At 63.3% G+C, this 18905-nt stretch carries 20 protein-coding genes; 15 read left to right on the top strand and 5 right to left on the bottom strand.

Annotation, left to right across the window (positions count from 1 at the left end; translation table 11 throughout):
• The first annotated feature begins 176 nt into the window (after nt 1–176).
• The 11 genes from ROS217_RS12945 (at nt 177) to dtd (ending at nt 9680) form a co-directional block, all read left to right on the top strand.
• Entirely contained in the window at nt 177–1223 is a 1047-nt protein-coding gene (locus tag ROS217_RS12945; RefSeq protein ID WP_009818215.1) for an alkane 1-monooxygenase, read from the top strand.
• A 5-nt stretch (nt 1224–1228) separates the two neighbouring features.
• Nucleotides 1229–1621 carry a hypothetical protein gene (locus ROS217_RS12940; protein WP_009818214.1) on the top strand — a complete coding sequence of 131 codons (393 nt, stop codon included), beginning with the start codon at nt 1229–1231 and terminating at the stop codon, nt 1619–1621.
• A 219-nt stretch (nt 1622–1840) separates the two neighbouring features.
• Complete coding sequence (locus tag ROS217_RS12935; RefSeq protein ID WP_040650580.1) at nt 1841–2737, top strand: 5-bromo-4-chloroindolyl phosphate hydrolysis family protein; 897 nt, start codon at nt 1841–1843, stop codon at nt 2735–2737.
• A 13-nt stretch (nt 2738–2750) separates the two neighbouring features.
• Entirely contained in the window at nt 2751–3950 is a 1200-nt protein-coding gene (locus ROS217_RS12930; protein ID WP_009818211.1) for a toxic anion resistance protein, read from the top strand.
• A 39-nt stretch (nt 3951–3989) separates the two neighbouring features.
• Nucleotides 3990–4913 carry a DUF2927 domain-containing protein gene (locus ROS217_RS12925; RefSeq protein WP_009818210.1) on the top strand — a complete coding sequence of 308 codons (924 nt, stop codon included), beginning with the start codon at nt 3990–3992 and terminating at the stop codon, nt 4911–4913.
• A gap of 1 nt (nt 4914) precedes the next feature.
• On the top strand, nt 4915–5556 hold the full coding sequence (locus tag ROS217_RS12920) for a DUF6338 family protein (RefSeq protein WP_040651452.1): 642 nt from the start codon (nt 4915–4917) through the stop codon (nt 5554–5556).
• A 186-nt stretch (nt 5557–5742) separates the two neighbouring features.
• Nucleotides 5743–6867, top strand: coding sequence for an SPFH domain-containing protein (locus ROS217_RS12915; protein WP_009818207.1), 1125 nt, complete (start codon nt 5743–5745; stop codon nt 6865–6867).
• Nucleotides 6868–6871: 4 nt separating this feature from the next.
• Entirely contained in the window at nt 6872–7294 is a 423-nt protein-coding gene (locus ROS217_RS12910) for a hypothetical protein (RefSeq protein ID WP_009818206.1), read from the top strand.
• Between the two features lie 5 nt (nt 7295–7299).
• Nucleotides 7300–8427, top strand: coding sequence for a primosomal protein N' (replication factor Y) - superfamily II helicase (locus ROS217_RS12905; RefSeq protein ID WP_157046599.1), 1128 nt, complete (start codon nt 7300–7302; stop codon nt 8425–8427).
• Between the two features lie 116 nt (nt 8428–8543).
• On the top strand, nt 8544–9218 hold the full coding sequence (locus ROS217_RS12900; RefSeq protein ID WP_009818204.1) for a nitroreductase: 675 nt from the start codon (nt 8544–8546) through the stop codon (nt 9216–9218).
• Nucleotides 9219–9242: 24 nt separating this feature from the next.
• Nucleotides 9243–9680: a D-aminoacyl-tRNA deacylase gene (gene dtd, locus ROS217_RS12895; protein WP_009818203.1), complete on the top strand. Its 438-nt coding sequence runs from the start codon at nt 9243–9245 to the stop codon at nt 9678–9680.
• An 18-nt stretch (nt 9681–9698) separates the two neighbouring features.
• Here dtd and xseA read toward each other — a convergent pair whose 3' ends face one another.
• Nucleotides 9699–11192 (bottom strand): exodeoxyribonuclease VII large subunit, encoded by a 1494-nt coding sequence (gene xseA / locus ROS217_RS12890; RefSeq protein WP_009818202.1) that lies wholly within the window; start codon nt 11190–11192, stop codon nt 9699–9701.
• 79 nt (nt 11193–11271) lie between these two features.
• Here xseA and purD point away from each other — a divergent pair, with 79 nt between their 5' ends.
• Nucleotides 11272–12537 carry a phosphoribosylamine--glycine ligase gene (gene purD, locus ROS217_RS12885; protein ID WP_009818201.1) on the top strand — a complete coding sequence of 422 codons (1266 nt, stop codon included), beginning with the start codon at nt 11272–11274 and terminating at the stop codon, nt 12535–12537.
• 97 nt (nt 12538–12634) lie between these two features.
• On the opposite strand, the gene ROS217_RS12880 is transcribed toward purD, so the two are convergent.
• The 3 genes from ROS217_RS12880 to ROS217_RS12870 all read right to left on the bottom strand — a co-directional run bounded on the left by ROS217_RS12880 (nt 12635) and on the right by ROS217_RS12870 (nt 15819).
• Nucleotides 12635–14110, bottom strand: coding sequence for a hypothetical protein (locus ROS217_RS12880; protein ID WP_009818200.1), 1476 nt, complete (start codon nt 14108–14110; stop codon nt 12635–12637).
• A gap of 243 nt (nt 14111–14353) precedes the next feature.
• On the bottom strand, nt 14354–14677 hold the full coding sequence (locus tag ROS217_RS12875) for a 2Fe-2S iron-sulfur cluster-binding protein (RefSeq protein ID WP_009818199.1): 324 nt from the start codon (nt 14675–14677) through the stop codon (nt 14354–14356).
• A 113-nt stretch (nt 14678–14790) separates the two neighbouring features.
• A complete protein-coding gene (locus tag ROS217_RS12870; protein WP_040650578.1) occupies nt 14791–15819 on the bottom strand; it encodes a hypothetical protein in 1029 nt (342 codons plus the stop codon).
• 178 nt (nt 15820–15997) lie between these two features.
• Between ROS217_RS12870 and ROS217_RS12865 the strand changes: the two genes are divergently transcribed.
• Together ROS217_RS12865 and ROS217_RS12860 are read left to right on the top strand one after the other, a co-directional pair.
• Nucleotides 15998–16354, top strand: coding sequence for an OB-fold nucleic acid binding domain-containing protein (locus tag ROS217_RS12865; RefSeq protein ID WP_009818197.1), 357 nt, complete (start codon nt 15998–16000; stop codon nt 16352–16354).
• Between the two features lie 34 nt (nt 16355–16388).
• Entirely contained in the window at nt 16389–16898 is a 510-nt protein-coding gene (locus ROS217_RS12860; protein WP_009818196.1) for a peptidoglycan-binding domain-containing protein, read from the top strand.
• A 62-nt stretch (nt 16899–16960) separates the two neighbouring features.
• Here ROS217_RS12860 and ROS217_RS12855 read toward each other — a convergent pair whose 3' ends face one another.
• A complete protein-coding gene (locus ROS217_RS12855; protein ID WP_009818195.1) occupies nt 16961–18016 on the bottom strand; it encodes an Mrp/NBP35 family ATP-binding protein in 1056 nt (351 codons plus the stop codon).
• Nucleotides 18017–18265: 249 nt separating this feature from the next.
• Here ROS217_RS12855 and ROS217_RS12850 point away from each other — a divergent pair, with 249 nt between their 5' ends.
• A complete protein-coding gene (locus ROS217_RS12850; protein ID WP_009818194.1) occupies nt 18266–18490 on the top strand; it encodes a DUF1127 domain-containing protein in 225 nt (74 codons plus the stop codon).
• The last annotated feature ends 415 nt before the right edge of the window (nt 18491–18905 follow it).

Raw genomic sequence — 18905 nt, 5'->3', positions numbered from 1 at the left:
CCTCTTTCCCTGTTGCGCCCGAAACTAGCGGGCCGAGCTGGGGGCAGAGCCCTCAAAAACGACATTTGCACCACCATTCGCGTTGATCAGGGCGTGAAATGCGGCGGGGTGCGGCAAGGAAACCCTGTGCGCGACCTCTACCCCGGATTAGACTGTGGCAAAACCGGGAACACACCATGCCGCTCTTTTCGCTCGCCGCCAGCCTGCCGCTGATCCTCACCGCCTGCGCCGCGCTCTGGGGCGGTGTCTGGGGCTGGCTGGCCTTAGGCTATATCACCGTGATGGTCTTTACGCTCGACCGCCTGATCGCCCGACAGACGGGCAACCCTGATCCCAACGCCGAATTTCCGGCCGCAGACTGGCTGCTCGTTGTCCTTGGCCTGGGGCATTTCGCGGTATTGGCCCTGTCCCTCTGGGCTGTTTCGGGTCAGAATGATCTCACCGCGCTGGAGCGCGCCTTGGTGGCGGTGTCCGCAGGGCTCACCACCGGCCAGATCTCGCATCCGGTGGCGCATGACCTCATCCACCGCAGCGCCCGCGCCAAACGGCGCCTTGGGCGGCTCATCTATACCTCGCTACTCTTTGGCCACCATGCCAGCGCCCATCTGCGCGTCCACCACATCCATGTCGCAAGCGCCGAGGACCCCAGCAGCGCCCGCCCCGGCGAAGGATTCTACCGCTACGCCGCGCGCGCTTGGCCCGGCGGCTTCATCGCCGGACTGCGCGCCGAATCGCGCCTCCAAGGCGACCGCCCGCTTTGGCACCATCCCTATGCGGCCTATCTCGGGGGCGCTCTGGCGCTCATCCTCACCACCGCCGCCACGCTGGGGGCGTCCGGTGTGGCGCCCCTTTTCTTCATCGCGGGCTATGCGCAGAGTCAGATCCTTCTGTCGGACTATGTGCAACACTACGGGCTGCGCCGCCTGCGCACAGCCGAGGGCCGCATGGAACCAGTCGGGCCGCAGCATTCGTGGAACGCGCCGCAGGTGATGTCGGCTGCCATGACCCTTAATGCACCGCGCCATTCGGATCACCATGTCACGCCCCAGCGCCCCTATCCCGCGCTGCAACTCAACCGCCAGACCATGCCGATCCTGCCGCAGTCTCTGCCGGTGATGGCCGTGCTCGCCCTCGTCCCGCCGCTCTGGCGACGCATCATGGACCCGCGCGCCGCAGGCTGGCGCGAATCCCCTAGCGGCACCGTGCGCGATCTGGCAGGCTGAGGCCCATGCGTGCCTTGATCCTCCTTGCGGCCCTCACTGGCCTTGCCCACCCGGTTGCGGCACAAATGTCCGCCGCTGAATTTGATGCCTATACGCGCGGCCAGACCTTTTATTATGGCGCTGGCGGTACGCCCTATGGCGGCGAGGAATATCTGTCCGACCGCCGTGTGCGCTGGTCCTTTCTCGATGGCGAGTGTCAGGACGGGCGCTGGTACGAAGACAGCGGCCTGATCTGTTTTGTCTATGACAACCGCCCCGACCCGCAATGCTGGAGCTTCGAGCGCACCGATCGTGGCCTCATCGCGCGTTTTTCCGGGGATCAGAGCATGTCAGAGCTCTACGAAGTCAAACGCTCAGACGCCCCCCTGATGTGCCTTGGCCCGGACATCGGGGTGTGAGCTTGCGTGTTTTCCTGGTCGAAATACTCCTATCCCGCGCTCTCCTGCGCCCCTGCCGGAAATCTTCCCCCTAGCATGCCCGGCCCCCATCGCCTAAGTTCATGCTCAGAAAGCTGAAACCGGTCGCGGGGGCGCCATGAGTGACACAGGACTTCAGAAACTGGCGTTTTTCCTGCTGGTGGCGCTGACCCTCTTTGTCGCGGCCACGGGGGGCGTGTGATGGCGCAGCGTTTTGGCGGCAAGTTTAGCCCCGACGGCAAAGACACACCTGCCCCCCAAGCTGGCGGATTTCGCGGCGCGCGACGCACCCGTGCCGGTGGGCGCGTCAACCTCTTGTTTTTTGCCCCTCTGCCTCTGGCCGCCCGCGCCTTCACCTCCGGTCCGGCCGAGCTTGCCCTGAACCTTGGCGCCTTGGGCGCGCTCCTCCTGGCGGCCTGGCTCACCCGCGAGGGTATTCTGGCGCAAGAGGCCTATGAGGCCCGCAAGATCGCGCGCCGTCCCGCCTTCCCGCGCAAGATCTTTGCCTCCGGTCTCACCGGGCTGGGCCTTGGCCTAGCGGGCTATGCCAGCAACGGCGGTCTCTTGGAGCCGCTCATTTACGCCATCCTCGGCACGGTCCTGCACAGCTTCGCCTTTGGTCTCGACCCGCTCAAGGACAAGGGCATGGAGGGCGTCGACACCTTCCAGAGCGACCGCGTTGCCCGTGTCGTCGATCAGGCCGAGGATTATCTGCGCGCTATGTCCGACGCGCTCAAACGCGCGGGCGACCGGCAGGCGGAAACCCGGCTCGAGCGGTTCCAGACCATCGTGCGCGACATGCTGCGCACGGTCGAGGATGACCCCCGCGATCTCACGGCGGCGCGCAAATATCTCGGCGTCTACCTGATGGGTGCCCGCGACGCGACGGTCAAGTTCGCCGATCTGCACGCCCGTGCCCCGAACCCACAGGCGCGCGACAAATACCTCGCGCTCCTCTCCGATCTCGAACAGAATTTCACCGCCAAGACCCGTGCGCTGATGCTCGACAGCACCACCGATCTCGATATCGAAATCGAAGTGCTGCGCGACCGGCTCGAGCGCGAGGGCGTCCACCTTGAACCCAAAGATTTAGCGTAAAAGGACCGATCCCATGTCAGAGACCACCCGTCAAAAGGCCGAAGCCGCCCTCAAGGATGTCGAGGCCGTCAACCGCGCGATCCTCCCTGTTCCCACCGATGCCAATGCCATCGTGACACTGGATCAGGCCGACGCCCCCGCCAGCGCCGAAATCACGCGCCGCATGGCCGAAATCGACATGGATGACACCCAGTCGATCGTGTCCTTCGGCTCTGCCGCGCAGGCCGAATTGCAAGAGATTTCCCAAGCCATGCTGCAAGGCGTGCGCAACAAGGATGTGGGACCGGCAGGCGACAGCCTGCGCGGCATCGTCACCACGATTCGCGGCTTTGCCGTCTCGGAACTCGACGTGCGCCGCGAACGGTCGTGGTGGGAAAAACTGCTGGGCCGTGCCGCCCCCTTCGCCAAATTCACCGCCCGGTTCGAGCAGGTACAGGGCCAGATTGACAAGATCACCGATGACCTTCTGTCGCATGAACACACGCTCCTGAAGGATATCAAATCCCTCGACATGCTCTACGAAAAGACGCTGGCCTTCTACGACGAACTCGCCCTCTACATCGCGGCGGGCGAGGCCAAGCTCAAGGATCTGGACACCAAGGACATCCCCGTCGCCGAGGCCGCCGTTCAGGCCGCGCCAGAGAATGATCAGGTGATGAAGGCGCAGGAACTCCGCGATCTGCGCGCCGCCCGCGACGATCTCGAACGCCGGGTGCATGATCTCAAACTCACCCGTCAGGTGACGATGCAATCCCTGCCCTCGATCCGTCTGGTGCAAGAGAACGACAAATCGCTCGTGACCAAGATCAACTCGACCCTCGTCAACACCGTGCCGCTCTGGGAAACCCAATTGGCGCAGGCGGTTACGATCCAACGCTCGGCAGAGGCCGCAGCGGCGGTGCGCGACGCCAATGACCTCACCAACGAACTGCTGACCGCCAACGCCAAGAACCTGCGCGAGAGCAACAAGATGATCCGGCAGGAAATGGAACGCGGCGTCTTCGACATCGAGGCGGTAAAACAGGCCAATGCCGATCTCATCGGCACCATTCAGGAGAGCTTGCAAATCGCCGACGAGGGTAAGGCCAAGCGCGCCAAGGCCGAGGAAGACCTCAAGAAGATGGAGGCCGATCTGCGCGACACGCTGGCCTCCGCCAAGGCCCGCCGCGACGGCGTCGGCGATACCGCAGGTACCTCGGTGCCCAAGAGCTAAGTCAAAGGCATGCACGCTGTCCGTTTGAAATGGGGGCTCATGGGACTGGCGCTGACGGCGCTTGCCGCCTGCGACATGCCCTCCGCCCCCTCGACGTCGGCGCGTCCGGCGGCGCGCCCCACGGCGCTCCCGCCCACCACGGGCTCCGTCCCCTCCGCCGACAGTCAGGCGCTCGCCGCCTATTACCAACGCGTCGAGACGGACCTGCTCAGCCGCGGTCTCCTGCGCCGTGACGGTGGCGGGCCGGACACGCCCTTTACCGACACCGACATCCTGCGCAATTTCGAGCGCATCGCGTTTTACGACGAATACCAGCAGGGCGCGGGCTATCGTCCCTCCACCGGGCGCGCCGGAGGCCTGCGCAAATGGATGGGGCCGGTTCGCATCAATGTCGAATTCGGCGCGTCCGTCCCCGAGGAACAGCGTGCCGAAGACCGCCGCCTTGTCGCCGATTATGCCGCGCGGCTGGCGCGCGTCACCCGCCACCCGATCAGCACCGGCGCGGGCAGCCCCAATTTCCACGTTCTCTTCGTGGGCGAGGATGACCGCGCCGCCACCCTCGCGCGCATCCGCCAACTCGCCCCCGAGGCCGGCCCCAGCACCCTCGCCATCTTCCGCGACATGCCGCGCTCGATTCACTGCCTCGTGGTGGCCTTTTCCGGTCAGGGCGCGGATCATACCTATCGCCGCGCAATTGCCCTCATCCGCGCCGAACATCCGCCCCTGATGCGGCAATCCTGCGTACATGAGGAACTGGCGCAGGGGCTTGGCCTCGCCGATGACAGTCCTGCCGCGCGCCCCTCGATCTTCAATGACGACGACGAATTCGCCCTGCTCACCAGCCATGACGAAGAGCTGCTCTGGCTGCTCTATCACCCCGACCTCAAACCCGGCATGTCCCCCGACGAGGCCCGCCCCATCCTGCGCCGTCTGCTCGATGCACGGGCGGGCGGGCCGGTGTGACATGATTCAACTTATATCACCCGACACTTTCGAATTCTTCGCAAGCTACCTGCTCGCCGGGTATGTCGTGATCATCGTTAGATCACGGTTTATTCTCGGCGTACGAGCTAAACCCGCCGAACTGATTGTTGAAGCTATTATTTTCAGTTTAATCAATCAGCTTCTCGCAAGTCTGATTTCAGAGTTGTCCAACTATACCGGATTTTCGCAATGGTTGGATAGCACGGGAATTCTTCCGAGTAGCGACAGCAAACTTTACTTCTTTCTTAAAGTTCTCGCTTTACCAGCACTACTTGGGGCTATCCTAGGCTACAATTTGTCTGCTGGTTGGAAAAACGCCCTACTTCGTCGCTTGTCAATGCCAGTCGTTCATCCTGTTCAAAGAGGCTATGACTTTGCGTTTGGGAATGGACGGGAAGCTGGCTTTGTTATCGTAAAATACTTCGATGAAACTACAGTTCTCGGTTTCTTTGGAGAGAACTCACTCGCCGCAACTGATCCAGACCGTAGCGATTTGTATTTGGAGCGACTATATTTCATCAATGAAAGTGGATCGTGGCAAGAGCCTGATCCCCCGCGCTCAGGGTTGGTCAATTTGCGAGACGTAAGATCAATTGAGTTTTTGGATCCAGAAAGGAAATAAAATGAGCGACAAAGGGAAGACCTTCCTCGTCGATGGCTATCAGGCAAAACCTAAGGCAATCGAAGGAGGGTATACGCGAGGCTATCAGCCTTCGGATTCAAAACCAACGTCTGCAACGACATCGGTGCCGCCCACGAGACTTCCGCGCGCAACATCGGTCATTTCTAAACCCAAAGGCTCCTGACAATGCCCATCTTCGATTTCCTTTCCGGCCAGTTCATCGACGTCATTCACTGGACCGACGACACCCGCGACACCATGGTCTGGCGGTTCGAGCGTGAAGGCCACGAGATCAAATACGGCGCGAAACTCACCGTGCGCGAGGGGCAGGCCGCTGTCTTTGTCCACGAGGGGCAATTGGCCGATGTCTTCACCCCCGGTCTCTACATGCTCGAGACCAACAACATGCCGATCATGACCTCATTGCAACATTGGGATCACGGCTTCAAATCCCCCTTCAAATCCGAGATCTATTTCGTCTCGACCACCCGGTTCAACAACCTCAAATGGGGCACCAAGAACCCGATCATGCTGCGCGATCCCGAATTCGGACCCACGCGCATCCGCGCCTTTGGCACCTACACGGTGCGCGTGGCCGACGCCGCCAAATTCCTCTCCGAGATCGTCGGCACCGACGGCGAATTCACCATGGATGAGATCAGCTTCCAGATCCGCAACATCATCGTGCAGGCGTTTTCGCGGATCATCGCAGGCTCCGGCATCCCGGTGCTTGACATGGCCGCCAACACCGCCGATCTCGGCAAGCTGGTCGCAGGCGAGATATCCAGCATCGTTTCCGACTACGGCCTCGCAATCCCCGAGTTTTACATCGAAAACATTTCGCTCCCCCCCGAGGTCGAAGCCGCGCTGGACAAGCGCACCTCGATGGGCATCGCCGGCGATTTGGGCAAATTCACCCAGTATTCCGCCGCCGAGGCCATGACCGCCGCGGCCAAGAACCCCTCCGGCGGCGCAGGCATCGGCGCGGGGCTTGGCATGGGCATGGGGATGGCCATGGCGCAGAACCTCGCACAGGACGGGCCATGGGGCGCACGCCAGGCCACCGCGGCCCCCGCAGCCCAGACCCCACCCCCGCCGCCCCCCGTTGAACACGTCTGGCACATCGCCGAAAACGGCCAGACCCATGGCCCCTATTCCAAGGCCTCCATGGGCCGGATGGTCACCGACGGCAAGCTCACCCGCGAAAGCCATGTCTGGACCGCAGGCCAGGACGGCTGGAAACGGGCCGAAGACGTGGCCGAACTGGCACAACTCTTCACCGTGATGCCACCGCCCCCGCCGGGTCTGTGACCGCATGCGCCGCCGCGCCACAATTACCCTGCACTGGCTCAATCTGATGCTGTTGCTCTTTGTGCTGGGCGATGGCGGGGCCACGGTCTGGCTCTCCGTCGCCTACAGCATCTCAGCGCTCGGCATGTGTGCGCTGGCGCTGGCCTTTGGCCTCTTGAACGGACCGGGCCCAAAACTCGACGGCGCGTTTCGCACCCTGCACCCGTGGCTGCACCGCGCACTCTATGCGCTGCTCGCGTGGGGCGCTCTAGCTCTTGCCGCCGAGGCCCTTGGCCAATCCCTCCCCGGCCCCGAGGCGCGCAAACTGCTCTTGGCGCTTCTGGCCGCCTCGGCGCTGCACGCCACCTTCAACCTCTGGCGCCATACTGCACTGGGCGATGGGGCATTGCGCCGCATCACCCCGCGCGCCGTGCATCCCATTCTATGAGCCCCATGCAAAATACACATCCCCCCGAGCCAGCAGAGACCGAAACCCAGCACCGCTTTCCCTGCGTCGGCTGTGGTGCGGATTACCGCTATGATCCCGGCGCGAACCACCTGATCTGTGATCACTGCGGCGACATCCATCCGATCGCGGGCAACGCCCCCTGGCAAGGCGGCATCAAGGAGTTGGACTTTGACCGCGCTCTGCGCGATCAACTCCCCGCGCAGGAGATGGAAGAGGTCCGCACCACCACCTGCACCAGTTGCGGCGCGCAGGTTGAACTTGGCACCGACACCCACGCCGCCGAATGCCCCTTCTGTGCCTCGCCGGTCGTCACCGACACCGGCACCCAGCGCCATATCAAACCGCGCGCGCTCCTGCCCTTCGCGCTCGACGAGACCACCGCACGAAAGGCCATGACCGATTGGCTCGGCCGCCTCTGGTTCGCGCCGAACGGGCTTCAGGATTACGCCCGCAAGGGCCGCCGCATGCAGGGCATATATGTGCCCTACTGGACCTATGACGCCGACACCAAATCCTCCTACCGGGGCGAACGTGGCACGGTCTATTACGTCACCCAAACCGTGATCCGCGACGGCAAACGCCAGACAGTGCAAGTACCCAAAATACGCTGGACCCCCGCCTCGGGCCGGGTCTCACGGTTTTTTGATGACGTGCTCGTGCTCGCCTCGAAATCCCTGCCCAAACGCTTCACCGAGGCGCTGGAGCCATGGGATCTGGCCGCTCTCGAACCCTATAACCCGGAATTCCTCGCAGGCTTCCGCGCCGAGGGCTATAGTGTCGATCTGGACATCGGCTTCACCGAGGCGCGCACCCGGATGGATGCGATCATCGCCCGCGACGTGCGCTTTGACATCGGCGGCGACCGCCAGCAGATCCACGAAATCAACACCGAGATCAGCGCCGTCACCTTCAAACACATCCTGCTGCCCGTCTGGCTCGCGGCCTATAAATACCGTGGCGAAACCTACCGCTTCGTCGTCAACGGTCGCACCGGGCGCGTGCAGGGCGAGCGCCCATGGTCCGTCTGGAAGATCACCTTCGCCGTGATCCTGGGCGCGATCATCGCGGGCGCTGTGGGCTATGTCATCGCCCTCGAACAAGGCGTGCTATAGGGCACGACCAGCGGAAATTCGCCCGCCGGGGCATGGATAACCCGCAAAACTCTCCCTATGATCATCGCTCAGGGCCGCGTGCCTTGACTATCATGGCCGGGCAAGGACATCGCTGAATGACAGACGGACTCGAAACACTCAACGACCTTTTGCACGCCCGTCATTCCTGTCGCGCCTTCCGGCCTGATCCGGTGCCCGAGGACAAAATCCGCCAGATCGTCGCCGCCGCAGGCCGAGCGCCCTCTTGGTGCAACGCCCAGCCGTGGCAGATCACCGTGACGCAGGGCGCGGAAACCGACCGCTTTCGCACAGCCCTGCTTGACGCGGTGCAACGTGACCGCCCTGCCCCTGACCTGCCTTGGCCCGAGAGCTATCCGGGGGCGCATGGCGCGCGACGCTTGGAATGCGGCTTGCAACTCTACGAGGCCGCAGGCATCGCCCGCAACGACCGTGCGGCGCGCGCCGAACAATCCATGCAGAATTACCACCTCTTCGGCGCGCCACATGTGGCCCTCATCCATTCCGAAAAGGCGCTCGGCGCCTACGGCGCAATGGACACCGGCGGCTTTATCACGGCCTTCATGCTGGCGGCCTCCGCGCTTGGCATCGCCACCATCGCGCAGGCCTCCGTCGCGGCCTATGCGCCGATGATCCGCACGCATTTCGCCCTGCCTGACAGCCGCCTCATCCTCTGCGCCATATCCTTTGGCCTGCCCGATGACGATCACCCAACCAATAAATTCCGCACCAGCCGGGCGGGGTTGGACGAGGTGCTCGATCTGCGCGGCTGAGTGTGTTGTCCCCGGAGGCTTTTTATGCGCGCCCTTTTGCAACGTGTTTCCGAGGCTTCCGTCGCGGTAGATGGCGAGGTCATCAGCCGCTCTGGTCCCGGCCTCTTGATCCTCGTCTGCGCCATGCAGGGCGATTGCGAGACCCAAGCAGAACGGCTGGCCACAAAGATCACCAAACTGCGGATTTTCCCCGATGAGGCGGGCAAGATGAACCGCTCTTTGATCGACATCGGCGGCAGCGTTCTGGTCATCAGCCAGTTCACGCTGGCCGCCGATACCTCGCGCGGCAATCGGCCTGGATTCTCGACGGCGGCGGACCCGGAGACCGGCCATCGGCTCTATCTGCATTTCGCACAACAGTTTGCTCAGCAGCATATTCCCACCAAACTGGGTCAGTTCGGGGCGGATATGAAAGTGTCTTTGGTCAACGACGGGCCAGTGACAATCTGGATGGAAAGTTAGCGCAGAGCGACCACCGGCTCAAAACAAACTCCCCTGCCCCTCAGGGGGCGTCTTGGGCTTGACCTTCGGGATCGGCACCGCAGGTCCGGTGCCCGACACATCCAGCATCCCATCGGCAAACTCGATCTCCAGCACCGCCGCCCCCGCCGCAGCCTTGCGTGTCGTCACAACCGCCCCATCGCCGCGCACCACCGCATAACCGCGCTTGAGCGTGGCCTTGTATCCCAGCGTCTCGCGCAGCCGCTCCAGCGCGCTCAGCCGATCCTGCCAGCCCCGCACCTGCCGCCCGGCCACCTCTGAAAACCGCGCCGACATCCGGTCCAACTCGCGCCGCTTCTGCGTGATGTCGCGGTTCAGCGCGTGCACATTCAGCCGCGCCGCCGTCGCCTGCAACCGCCGCCGATCCCCCTCGACCGCGCGCCGCAACAGCGCCGGGCGCAACGCCCCCGCTGTCTCTGACAGATGTACCCGCCGCACCTGCACCGACCGGATCAGCGCCGCAGGCAGGCGCTCGCCCAAGGCGTCCAGCCGTTGCCGTGGTCCGTCAAGCAAAACATCGGCCCGTGGCAAGGCGCGTGCCAGATCGCGCAACCGCTGACCCCGCAAACTCACCCCTTGGCTCAACGCATGGCTCAGCCGCGCGCCCTGCCCCTCGACCCAGGCCAAGAGGTCCATCCGCACCGGCACCGCCAGTTCCGCCGCCGCCGTAGGCGTGGGCGCGCGCTTGTCCGAGGCAAAATCAATCAGCGTCGTGTCGGTCTCATGGCCCACGGCGGAAATCAGCGGGATGACACTCTCCGCCGCCGCCCGCACCACGATTTCCTCGTTAAACCCCCAGAGATCCTCGACCGATCCCCCGCCGCGCGCCACAATGATCAGATCCGGGCGCGGCAGCGCGCCGCCCGGCGTCATCGCATTGAACCCCCGGATCGCCCGCGCCACTTCGGGCGCGCATTTGTCACCCTGCACAGCCACAGGCCAGATCAGCACCTTGCGCGGGAAACGGTCGCGCAGCCGGTGCAGAATATCGCGGATCACCGCGCCTGAGGGCGAGGTCACAACCCCGATGATATCCGGCAGATATGGCAGCGCCTGCTTGCGCTCCGGCGCAAAGAGCCCCTCCGCCGCCAGCGCCGCCTTGCGCTTCTCCAGCATCGCCATCAGCGCGCCCATGCCCGCCGGTTTCATATCCTCGATGATGATCTGATAGCGCGATTGACCGGGGAATGTGGTCAGCCGCCCCGTGGCCACCACCTCCATCCCCTCTTCGGGCTGCACGGCAAGGCGCGTCGCAACCCCCTTCCAGATGATCCCCGCCAGAACCGCAGAATCGTCCTTGAGGTCCAGATAGATATGCCCCGACCTTGGCCGCGATATGCGCCCCAGTTCGCCGCGCACGCGGACATGGGAAAACTCGCCCTCGATCATCCGCTTGATCGCCCCCGACAGATCCGAGACGGAAAATTCCGGGGCATTGCCGCCCTCGTCGGGATCGTCAATCAGATCGGACATGCGCGCGCCTCCTGCCTTGTGTCTGCTTGCCCGCCACCTTAGAACGCAGGCCAACCGAGGCCAAGCAGGAGTTGCCGCCATGAACATTCTCATCCTTGGATCGGGCGGGCGGGAACACGCGCTCGCATGGGCCGTGCTGCAAAACCCCAAATGCGACCGGCTGATCGTGGCCCCCGGCAATGCAGGCATCGCGGAGATCGCCGAATGTGCCGCGCTCGATAGTCTCGACGGCGGCGCGATTGCAGGCTTTTGCGAGGCCGAGGCAATTGATTTTGTCATCATCGGCCCCGAGGCACCGCTCGCCGCCGGTGTCGCCGACCGCCTGCGCGACGCCGGGTTGCTGGTCTTTGGCCCCTCCGCCGCCGCCGCCCGGCTTGAGGCCTCCAAGAGCTTTACCAAAGCCATCTGCGACGCGGCCCAAGCCCCCACCGCAGCCTATGCCCATTTCACCGACCTCGCCGCCGCCCGCGCCTATGTCACGGCCCAAGGCGCCCCGATCGTGGTCAAGGCCGACGGTCTGGCCGCCGGCAAGGGCGTGATCGTCGCCATGACCGAGGAGGAGGCGCTTGCCGCCCTTGACGACATGTTCAGCGGCGAGTTTGGCGCAGCGGGCGCAGAGGTGGTGATCGAGGAATTCATGGAGGGCGAAGAGGCCAGCTTTTTCGTCCTCTGCGACGGCGAAACCGCGCTGCCCATCGGCACCGCTCAGGACCACAAACGCGTCGGCGACGGCGACACCGGCCCCAACACCGGCGGCATGGGGGCTTATTCCCCCGCCCCGGTGATGACCGAGGCCGTGACCCAACAGGCGCTCGACCTTATCGTCCGCCCGACGCTCAGGGAAATGTCCCGGCGCGGCACGCCGTATCAGGGCGTGCTCTTTGTCGGTCTGATGATCAAGGACGGCACGCCGCGCCTTGTCGAATACAACTGCCGCTTTGGCGATCCCGAATGTCAGGTGCTGATGATGCGCTTGGGCGCTCAGGCGCTTGACCTCCTGCTCGCCACGTCCGAGGGGCGGTTGGGCGATATCTCGGTCAACTGGGCCGAAGATCACGCCCTAACGGTCGTTCTGGCCGCGCTGGGCTATCCCGGCGACTACACAAAAGGCAGCGTAATCAAAGGGCTGGAGGCGTGCCCCGAGGACAGCTTTCACATGGTCTTTCACGCGGGCACCACCCGCGCGGGCACACAGATCACCGCAACCGGCGGCCGCGTCCTCGCCGCCACCGCGCGCGGCACCACGCTGCGCGAGGCCGCAGATCGCGCCTATGCCATGGTCGACCAGATCGACTGGCCAGAGGGCTTCTGCCGCCGCGACATCGGCTGGCGCGCGCTCGACTAAGCAATGTCAGAAGACCCTGATAGGGTTTCTCGGCTCGAAACTTCGACAACTCACGCAATGAGAGCTTTCCGACATTTCAACGAACACCCGAAAAACCCTAGACGGCACCAGACTCGGCAACTGGAACCCGGTTTACCACGACCTCGACGTCACGGACCGTGCTGACCCCATCATCCGGCCCACCGAAGTCGTAAAGCACGGAGCCCAGAAAAATCCGCACGATCTCGGTACTTGGCGGCAAAAAGTTCGGAGTATCTGAGAGAAAGCGATCCGGAGGGCCATCCGACGACAGATAGGTCGTATCATCGCCGACACGGACAAAGGATGTAATCGTGCCCGCCTCCAGACCGGGCGGGCTATGCACGACATGCAGGTATTCCCCAGACGACCCGTTGTCCCCCGACGCCGACCCGGAAAAAGTCGTGCTGTCGTAGATCTCGAACTGACCTTCAATCGCCTCGTCGATATTCAGCACCACGCGGGTGATATCGGCAAGCGGATTGGTCTCCCCCTCTTGGAGGACGAGACTGGTCAAGGACAGGTCGTTCAAATCCCCAAGCCCGATGGTGAACACCAAATCCGTGTCCACACGCAGGGGCTCAAGCGGCGTTCCAACCGCCTCTTCCTCTTCGTCCACAAAATCGACCTGGATATCATCGGCCTGCGACGGCTCCATCCCATGGACGAGGAACTGATACACCTCCGGCGCGGCCTGCGGGTCCTCCAATCTGAGTGCGATGGACATGAGCGATGCCTCCTCGCCCTCCAATGGTGCGATCGTGACATCGAAACCGGTCATGGGCGAGAGGCTCGAGGGCCGATCCAGATCACGAATGATCTCGATACGGTCCTGCGCCGGATCGAAATCATGCAGTTCGCCGAGGATCCGGGACGGGGCGTGACCACTCAGAATCCGGATTAGGTCATCGCCCTCACCAAGGGTCACGTCTAGGTCTTCTTCCCAACCGAACGGATTATGCAGAATAACGGTGTCATTCCCCTCGCCAGCATCAATCACACCCGGGCTATCAAAGACCTCGATCACGTCATTACCACCGTCACCGAAGGCCACGGGCCTTTCCCCGGGCACTTCATCGTCCCGGTCCGCAGCAAATTCCGCAGCGAGCGAGAAGAACACGGAAATGGAATCGTCGCCCTCACCACCCGCGACGATGCCGCCCGACAGATACAGGAGATCATTACCCGCGCCCGCGTCGACAAAACTGTCAACAGGTTCACTCTCGCGGGTCTCCTCATTGAATACCGTGTTGTATTCGTTCCCGATCACATCATCAAAGGGCGTGCCGACGTGATCCTCAATATCCACCGCCATGGCAACGATGCCAATTTGGCGATCATTGTCGATGACTGGCTCTTCCTCGTCAGGGTCTTCAGGGATCGGAACGGGATCAATCGGCTCACCCACGATATCTTCGTCGAACGGAAGCTCCTCATTGGACATATCTTCGTCCGGCGGCATCTCTTCATTGGCAACCGGAACGAAATCAGTCCCATCGTCGATGACAAGGGATGCACCCAAAACCCCCATCGCCACCAAAAGCAAACCAAGCATTCAGCCACCACTCGCAAAACGTCTTATGCGTAGAATCCTAGGGTGATCAAAAGGTTACGTCAATCCGCCTTTGGCTGCCGCATATCACGGTCTCGTCAACACAGCGCCGCAGTTGACGCCATCACGGACGCGCTCGCACCGCGCCCATGACCGACCGGATCGACGCTTTTGGTTGGCGCGCTCCCTGAGAGACAGCCTGTCGGGGGCGTTGCACCCGCCCCGCCCCGCGCAGATCAGATCAGATCAGATCTGTTTTTCCGGCATCTGCACAACCAGACCATTCAGCGCATCCGTCACCTTGAGCTGACAGGTCAGCCGCGACCGTTCAGGATCGGGTTGATAGGCGAAATCGAGCATATCCTCTTCCATGTCATCCTTGGCGGGCAGCTTGCCCACCCAACTCGGATCAACATAGACGTGACAGGTCGAACAGGCGCAGGCCCCACCGCAATCGGCCTCGATGCCGGGGATATTGTTGTCGCGCGCGCCTTCCATCACGGTCAGGCCATTGGCCACCTCGACCTCATGCCGGGTGCCATTATGCTCGATATAGGTGATTTTAGCCATGTCTGGGCTCACTCCATTGCGTCGCTTTTGGGGACTACCTAATCAAGCCCCCCGGCTGAGACCAGCCCAATTTGTACTTGCATCAGAAAAGAATTGCAGAATTGCCGCGGTCCTCAGCGTCGCAGGAAACCCGAAAGCCGCCCCAAGAGCGATGGCCCCCCGACCTCCGGCTCGGGACCTATCAGCGACCGCGCCACGCATCCGGATAGAACGTCCAGCGCCCGCTCCGACAGAGGCACCCAATCCACGCCCGCATCCCGGTCCAGCTCCTCAAATGGCGCAACGTCCCCCAGAAACGCGCGCGCCAAGGCGGCATTGGACGGCGCACAACGGTCCAGCAACGCCCGCCGCGCGACCGGACTGAGAGCGCCGGCATCCCGTTCCGCAGCCGTCAGCACCTCGGTCGCCGCAAAGAACCCGGCCATCACGGCGGCTCTCTCTTCGGTCCCAAGACCCTGCCCGATCAGCGCGGCCTTGATGTGGCGGGCCGCCTCGATCACCGCCGCAGACGGGCTCACATTCTGGCGCGGGATGTCCAGACCGCTCTCAGGCGGTGCCAGCCCGATCACCTCCAGAAACCGCTCGATCGCATAGCCCTGCGGCTGCGACGGGGTAAGCGGCACCACGGTCATCGCCTCCCGCCCCACCTGCGTCGCCCACTGCATCAGCAGCTTGTGATAATCCAACGTGCCCCGCGTGACGCGCCGTTCGAGCAAGTCCTCAAACGGTCCAACCCAGTCACTCCGCCCCTTCACATGCTGTTTGAAATCGCTCTCGATCCATAGGTCCTGCCGCTTGAGATAGACCACCACCCGCAGGTCATAGCCCAACCGCGCGACCGCCTCACGCAGCGGCACGAACCCGTCCTCACGCCACAGGTCAAACAGGATCTCGCTGCTCAAGAGCACATCATGCCCCGACCTCAGGAAATACCCCAGATGGGCCTCCATCCGCACCAGATCGCGCGCCGCACAAAAAGCAGCCAGTTGCGCCGCATTGCCCTGATTGCGCGTGCGGTCCTCGGGATGGTGCTCATAGATCTGACCCCGCGCCGCCAACCACTCGGCCCGCTCCGCCAGAAAACTCTGGATCGTTGTTGTCGCGCATTTCGGCATGCCGACATGAAAGGTCACAACGGGCATCGGCGCGCGCCTGTGGTCTGGGATCAAGAGACGATGGCAAGAGTATTGCTCCAAATCGTAAACCATAGCCCGCAAAGCGATGCAACCCGCGCCCACGACCAGGCCAAGCTTGCAATATGGCCCACAGCTCCTACCCTATAGAGGAGCAGAGTCAGACCTTCAGAGCCCGATGCCCGCCATGCCCCGCCCACCCTCCGCCCTCATCGCCGCCCGCCTGTCAGAGGTTTCCTCGGGTGCGCGCATCACCGTGGCGGGTCTGGTGCTGGTGCGCCAACGCCCCGGCACAGCGCGCGGCGTGGTCTTTGTCACGCTCGAGGATGAAACCGGCGTGGTCAATGTCGTGATCTGGCGCAAGGTGTTCGAGCGGTTTCGCCGTGCGGTCATCGCCGGACGCATGCTGCGCGTGACCGGCCGGGTCGAACGGCAGGCCGGTGTCACCCATGTGGTGGCCGAAGAGATCGAGGATATCTCGGCCCTGCTCGACCTCCTGGCCGATCCCGACAGCCCGCTTTCCCCCTCAGGTCAAACCGGCTAGACTCAGGCGAACATTGCCCGCGAGGCCCCCGCTGATGATCCGCCCCACACTCTCAAGCCTCGCCTTGGCCCTGTCCCTCGCGGCGTGTCAGACCGTGGCCCCCAACGCGAGCGGATCAAACCTCGGGGCAGAGGCCCCGCCGGGGGCCGCCCCCGGCACCTGCTGGGGCAAACAGGATACGCCCGCAGTGATCGAGACCGTCACCGAACAGGTGCAGCTATCCCCCGCTGAAACCGATGCCTCGGGCAAGATCCTGAGCCCCGCCACCTATGCCACCGTCACCCGGCAGGCCATCCTGCAAGAGCGCGTGACCACTTGGTATGAAACCCCCTGCGCCGATGTGCAGACGCCTGACTTCATCGCCTCGGTTCAGCGCGCCCTTGCCGCACGCAACCTCTACAGCGGTCCCGTCACCGCCCGTATGGACCCGCGCACCCGCGCGGCGATCCAGCGCTATCAGCTCCCGCTCGGTCTCGACAGTGACACACTCTCGCTCGACAGCGCCCGTCGCCTCGGATTGGTGGCCACGCCGATCAGCGACTGACTCCCGCCTCCTCTGGCCCGAAATACCTTGGCGGCGTCGGGGCAGCGCCCCCGGCGCTCGCCTCAGCCCTGGAAGTCGCGAATCAGACGCAGCGCCAACGCGCCATAGGCCTGCGCCGCCGCGCTGTCACCCGCAGCCACCGGACAGCCCGCATCGCCTGCCGACCGGGTTTCCAGATCAATCGGCAAGGCCGCCAACAGCGGCAGGCCCAGACCCTCCGCCTCACTGCGCACCCCACCGTGCCCAAAGACATGCGCCTCATGACCGCAATCAGGGCATGTGAAAAACGACATATTCTCGATCATGCCCAGAATCGGCACCTCCAGCGTGCGGAACATATCCATCGCCTTGCGCGCATCGAGGAGCGCCACATCCTGCGGCGTCGAGACGATGATCGCCCCATCGGGACGCGCCCGCTGGCTCAGCGTCAGTTGCACATCGCCCGTGCCCGGCGGCAGATCGACGATCAACACATCCAGATCGCCCCAGTCCACCTGCGCCAACATCTGTTGCAGCGCCCCCATCAGCATCGGCCCCCGCCAGATCACAGCCTTGGCGGGGTCGAGCATCAGCCCGATCGACATCACCTTGACGCCATGCGCCTCCAGCGGAATGATCCGCGTGCCATCCGGGCTTTGCGGTCGCCCCGTCAACCCCATCATGCGCGGCTGACTTGGCCCGTGAATATCGGCATCGAGCAAACCCACGCGCCGCCCCTGTCGCGCCAGCGCCACCGCAAGGTTCGAGGCCACGGTGGATTTGCCGACACCGCCCTTGCCACTGGCCACTGCCAGCAATGTCGCAATCCCCTCGGGCCGGATCGACGCATTGCCCCCTTTGGGATGCTGCCCCAGCTTGAGCGCGGGCGGCGCGGCCTGCGCCGTCAGGACCACCGTGGCGCGGCTCACCCCCGGCAGGCTCAAGGCGGCGCGCTCGGCGGCGGCGCGCACCGGCTCCATGTTGCGGGCCATCTCTGGGGTGGGTGCCTCGATGACAAAGCGCACCTCGCCCGCCTCGACCACCAGCGCGCGCACCATGTCCCGCGACATCAGACTGCCGCCGTCCGGCAACTCCAGCCTGTCAAGCCTCGCTTCGAGTTCCGCGCGAATATCGGTCATGTTCGTTCCTTTACCATTAGCGACATCAGCGCCGCTCTATGCAACCAAGGCAAGAGCAGTTTTTAAACTGCCTAAAAAATGCTTCATTTGCTTAACCTTAGGTCACTTTCTTCTTATGCATTTGCTGCATAGCAGCATTGCTTCTGCGGGGTATTGTGCAGCCGCAGCAAAAGCGTATTTTGGGATCAACAAAGGCGAAACGAACAGCGCCGAACTTGAACATGATAAAATCCGCAAGGACCCGAAGACATGGCTACCTCGATTGACACACGCCGCTCTGCCGCCGCCGTTCTCGGCGAGGATCTGAGTGCCGCCGTCTATGCTGCAATGCAGCGTATCGCAAATTACCGCACTTATCGCCGCACGGTCAATGAGCTGTCGCAGCTCAGCACACATGACCTCGCCGATCTGGGCCTGCACCGCAGTGAAATTCTTCGCGTTGCACATGAAACAGTTTACGGCCACCGGTCGTAATAAGAGATCAGATACCCCCCTCCTCCTCCCTGGGGTATCTGTTACGGTCACGGGCATCTCTCCTCCTCCCTGATGCCTGGGGCCGTCAAATTGGGACCATCCAGTCCCTTCGTTTTGCGAATGGCCCTCTCCTCCTCCCTGGGCCGGACGTATAGGAAACGGCGGCACCTCTCCTCCTCCCTGGTGCCGCCGTTTTTTATTGCGCGGACGCAAGACAGAGTTTTCCCCTGAATCGGCACGATAGCAGCAGGGCTTGGCCTCTTGCTGACATTGGTCCCAATGCCCAAGCGCGGAATCAAGGCGCGAAGCGCCGCCGCGCAGCGCCCGTCCGCCCCACCGGGCGGGCGCTTTTGTAACGTCTCAACACACTGATAACGCGGATGTATTTGGCAAGCATAAAGTGACAGCCGACTAT

It is taken from the genome of Roseovarius sp. 217 (assembly GCF_000152845.1).
In the GTDB taxonomy this organism is placed as follows: domain Bacteria; phylum Pseudomonadota; class Alphaproteobacteria; order Rhodobacterales; family Rhodobacteraceae; genus Roseovarius.
Note: the sequence above shows the minus strand (reverse complement) of the source record. Positions and strands in the feature narration are given on the sequence as shown.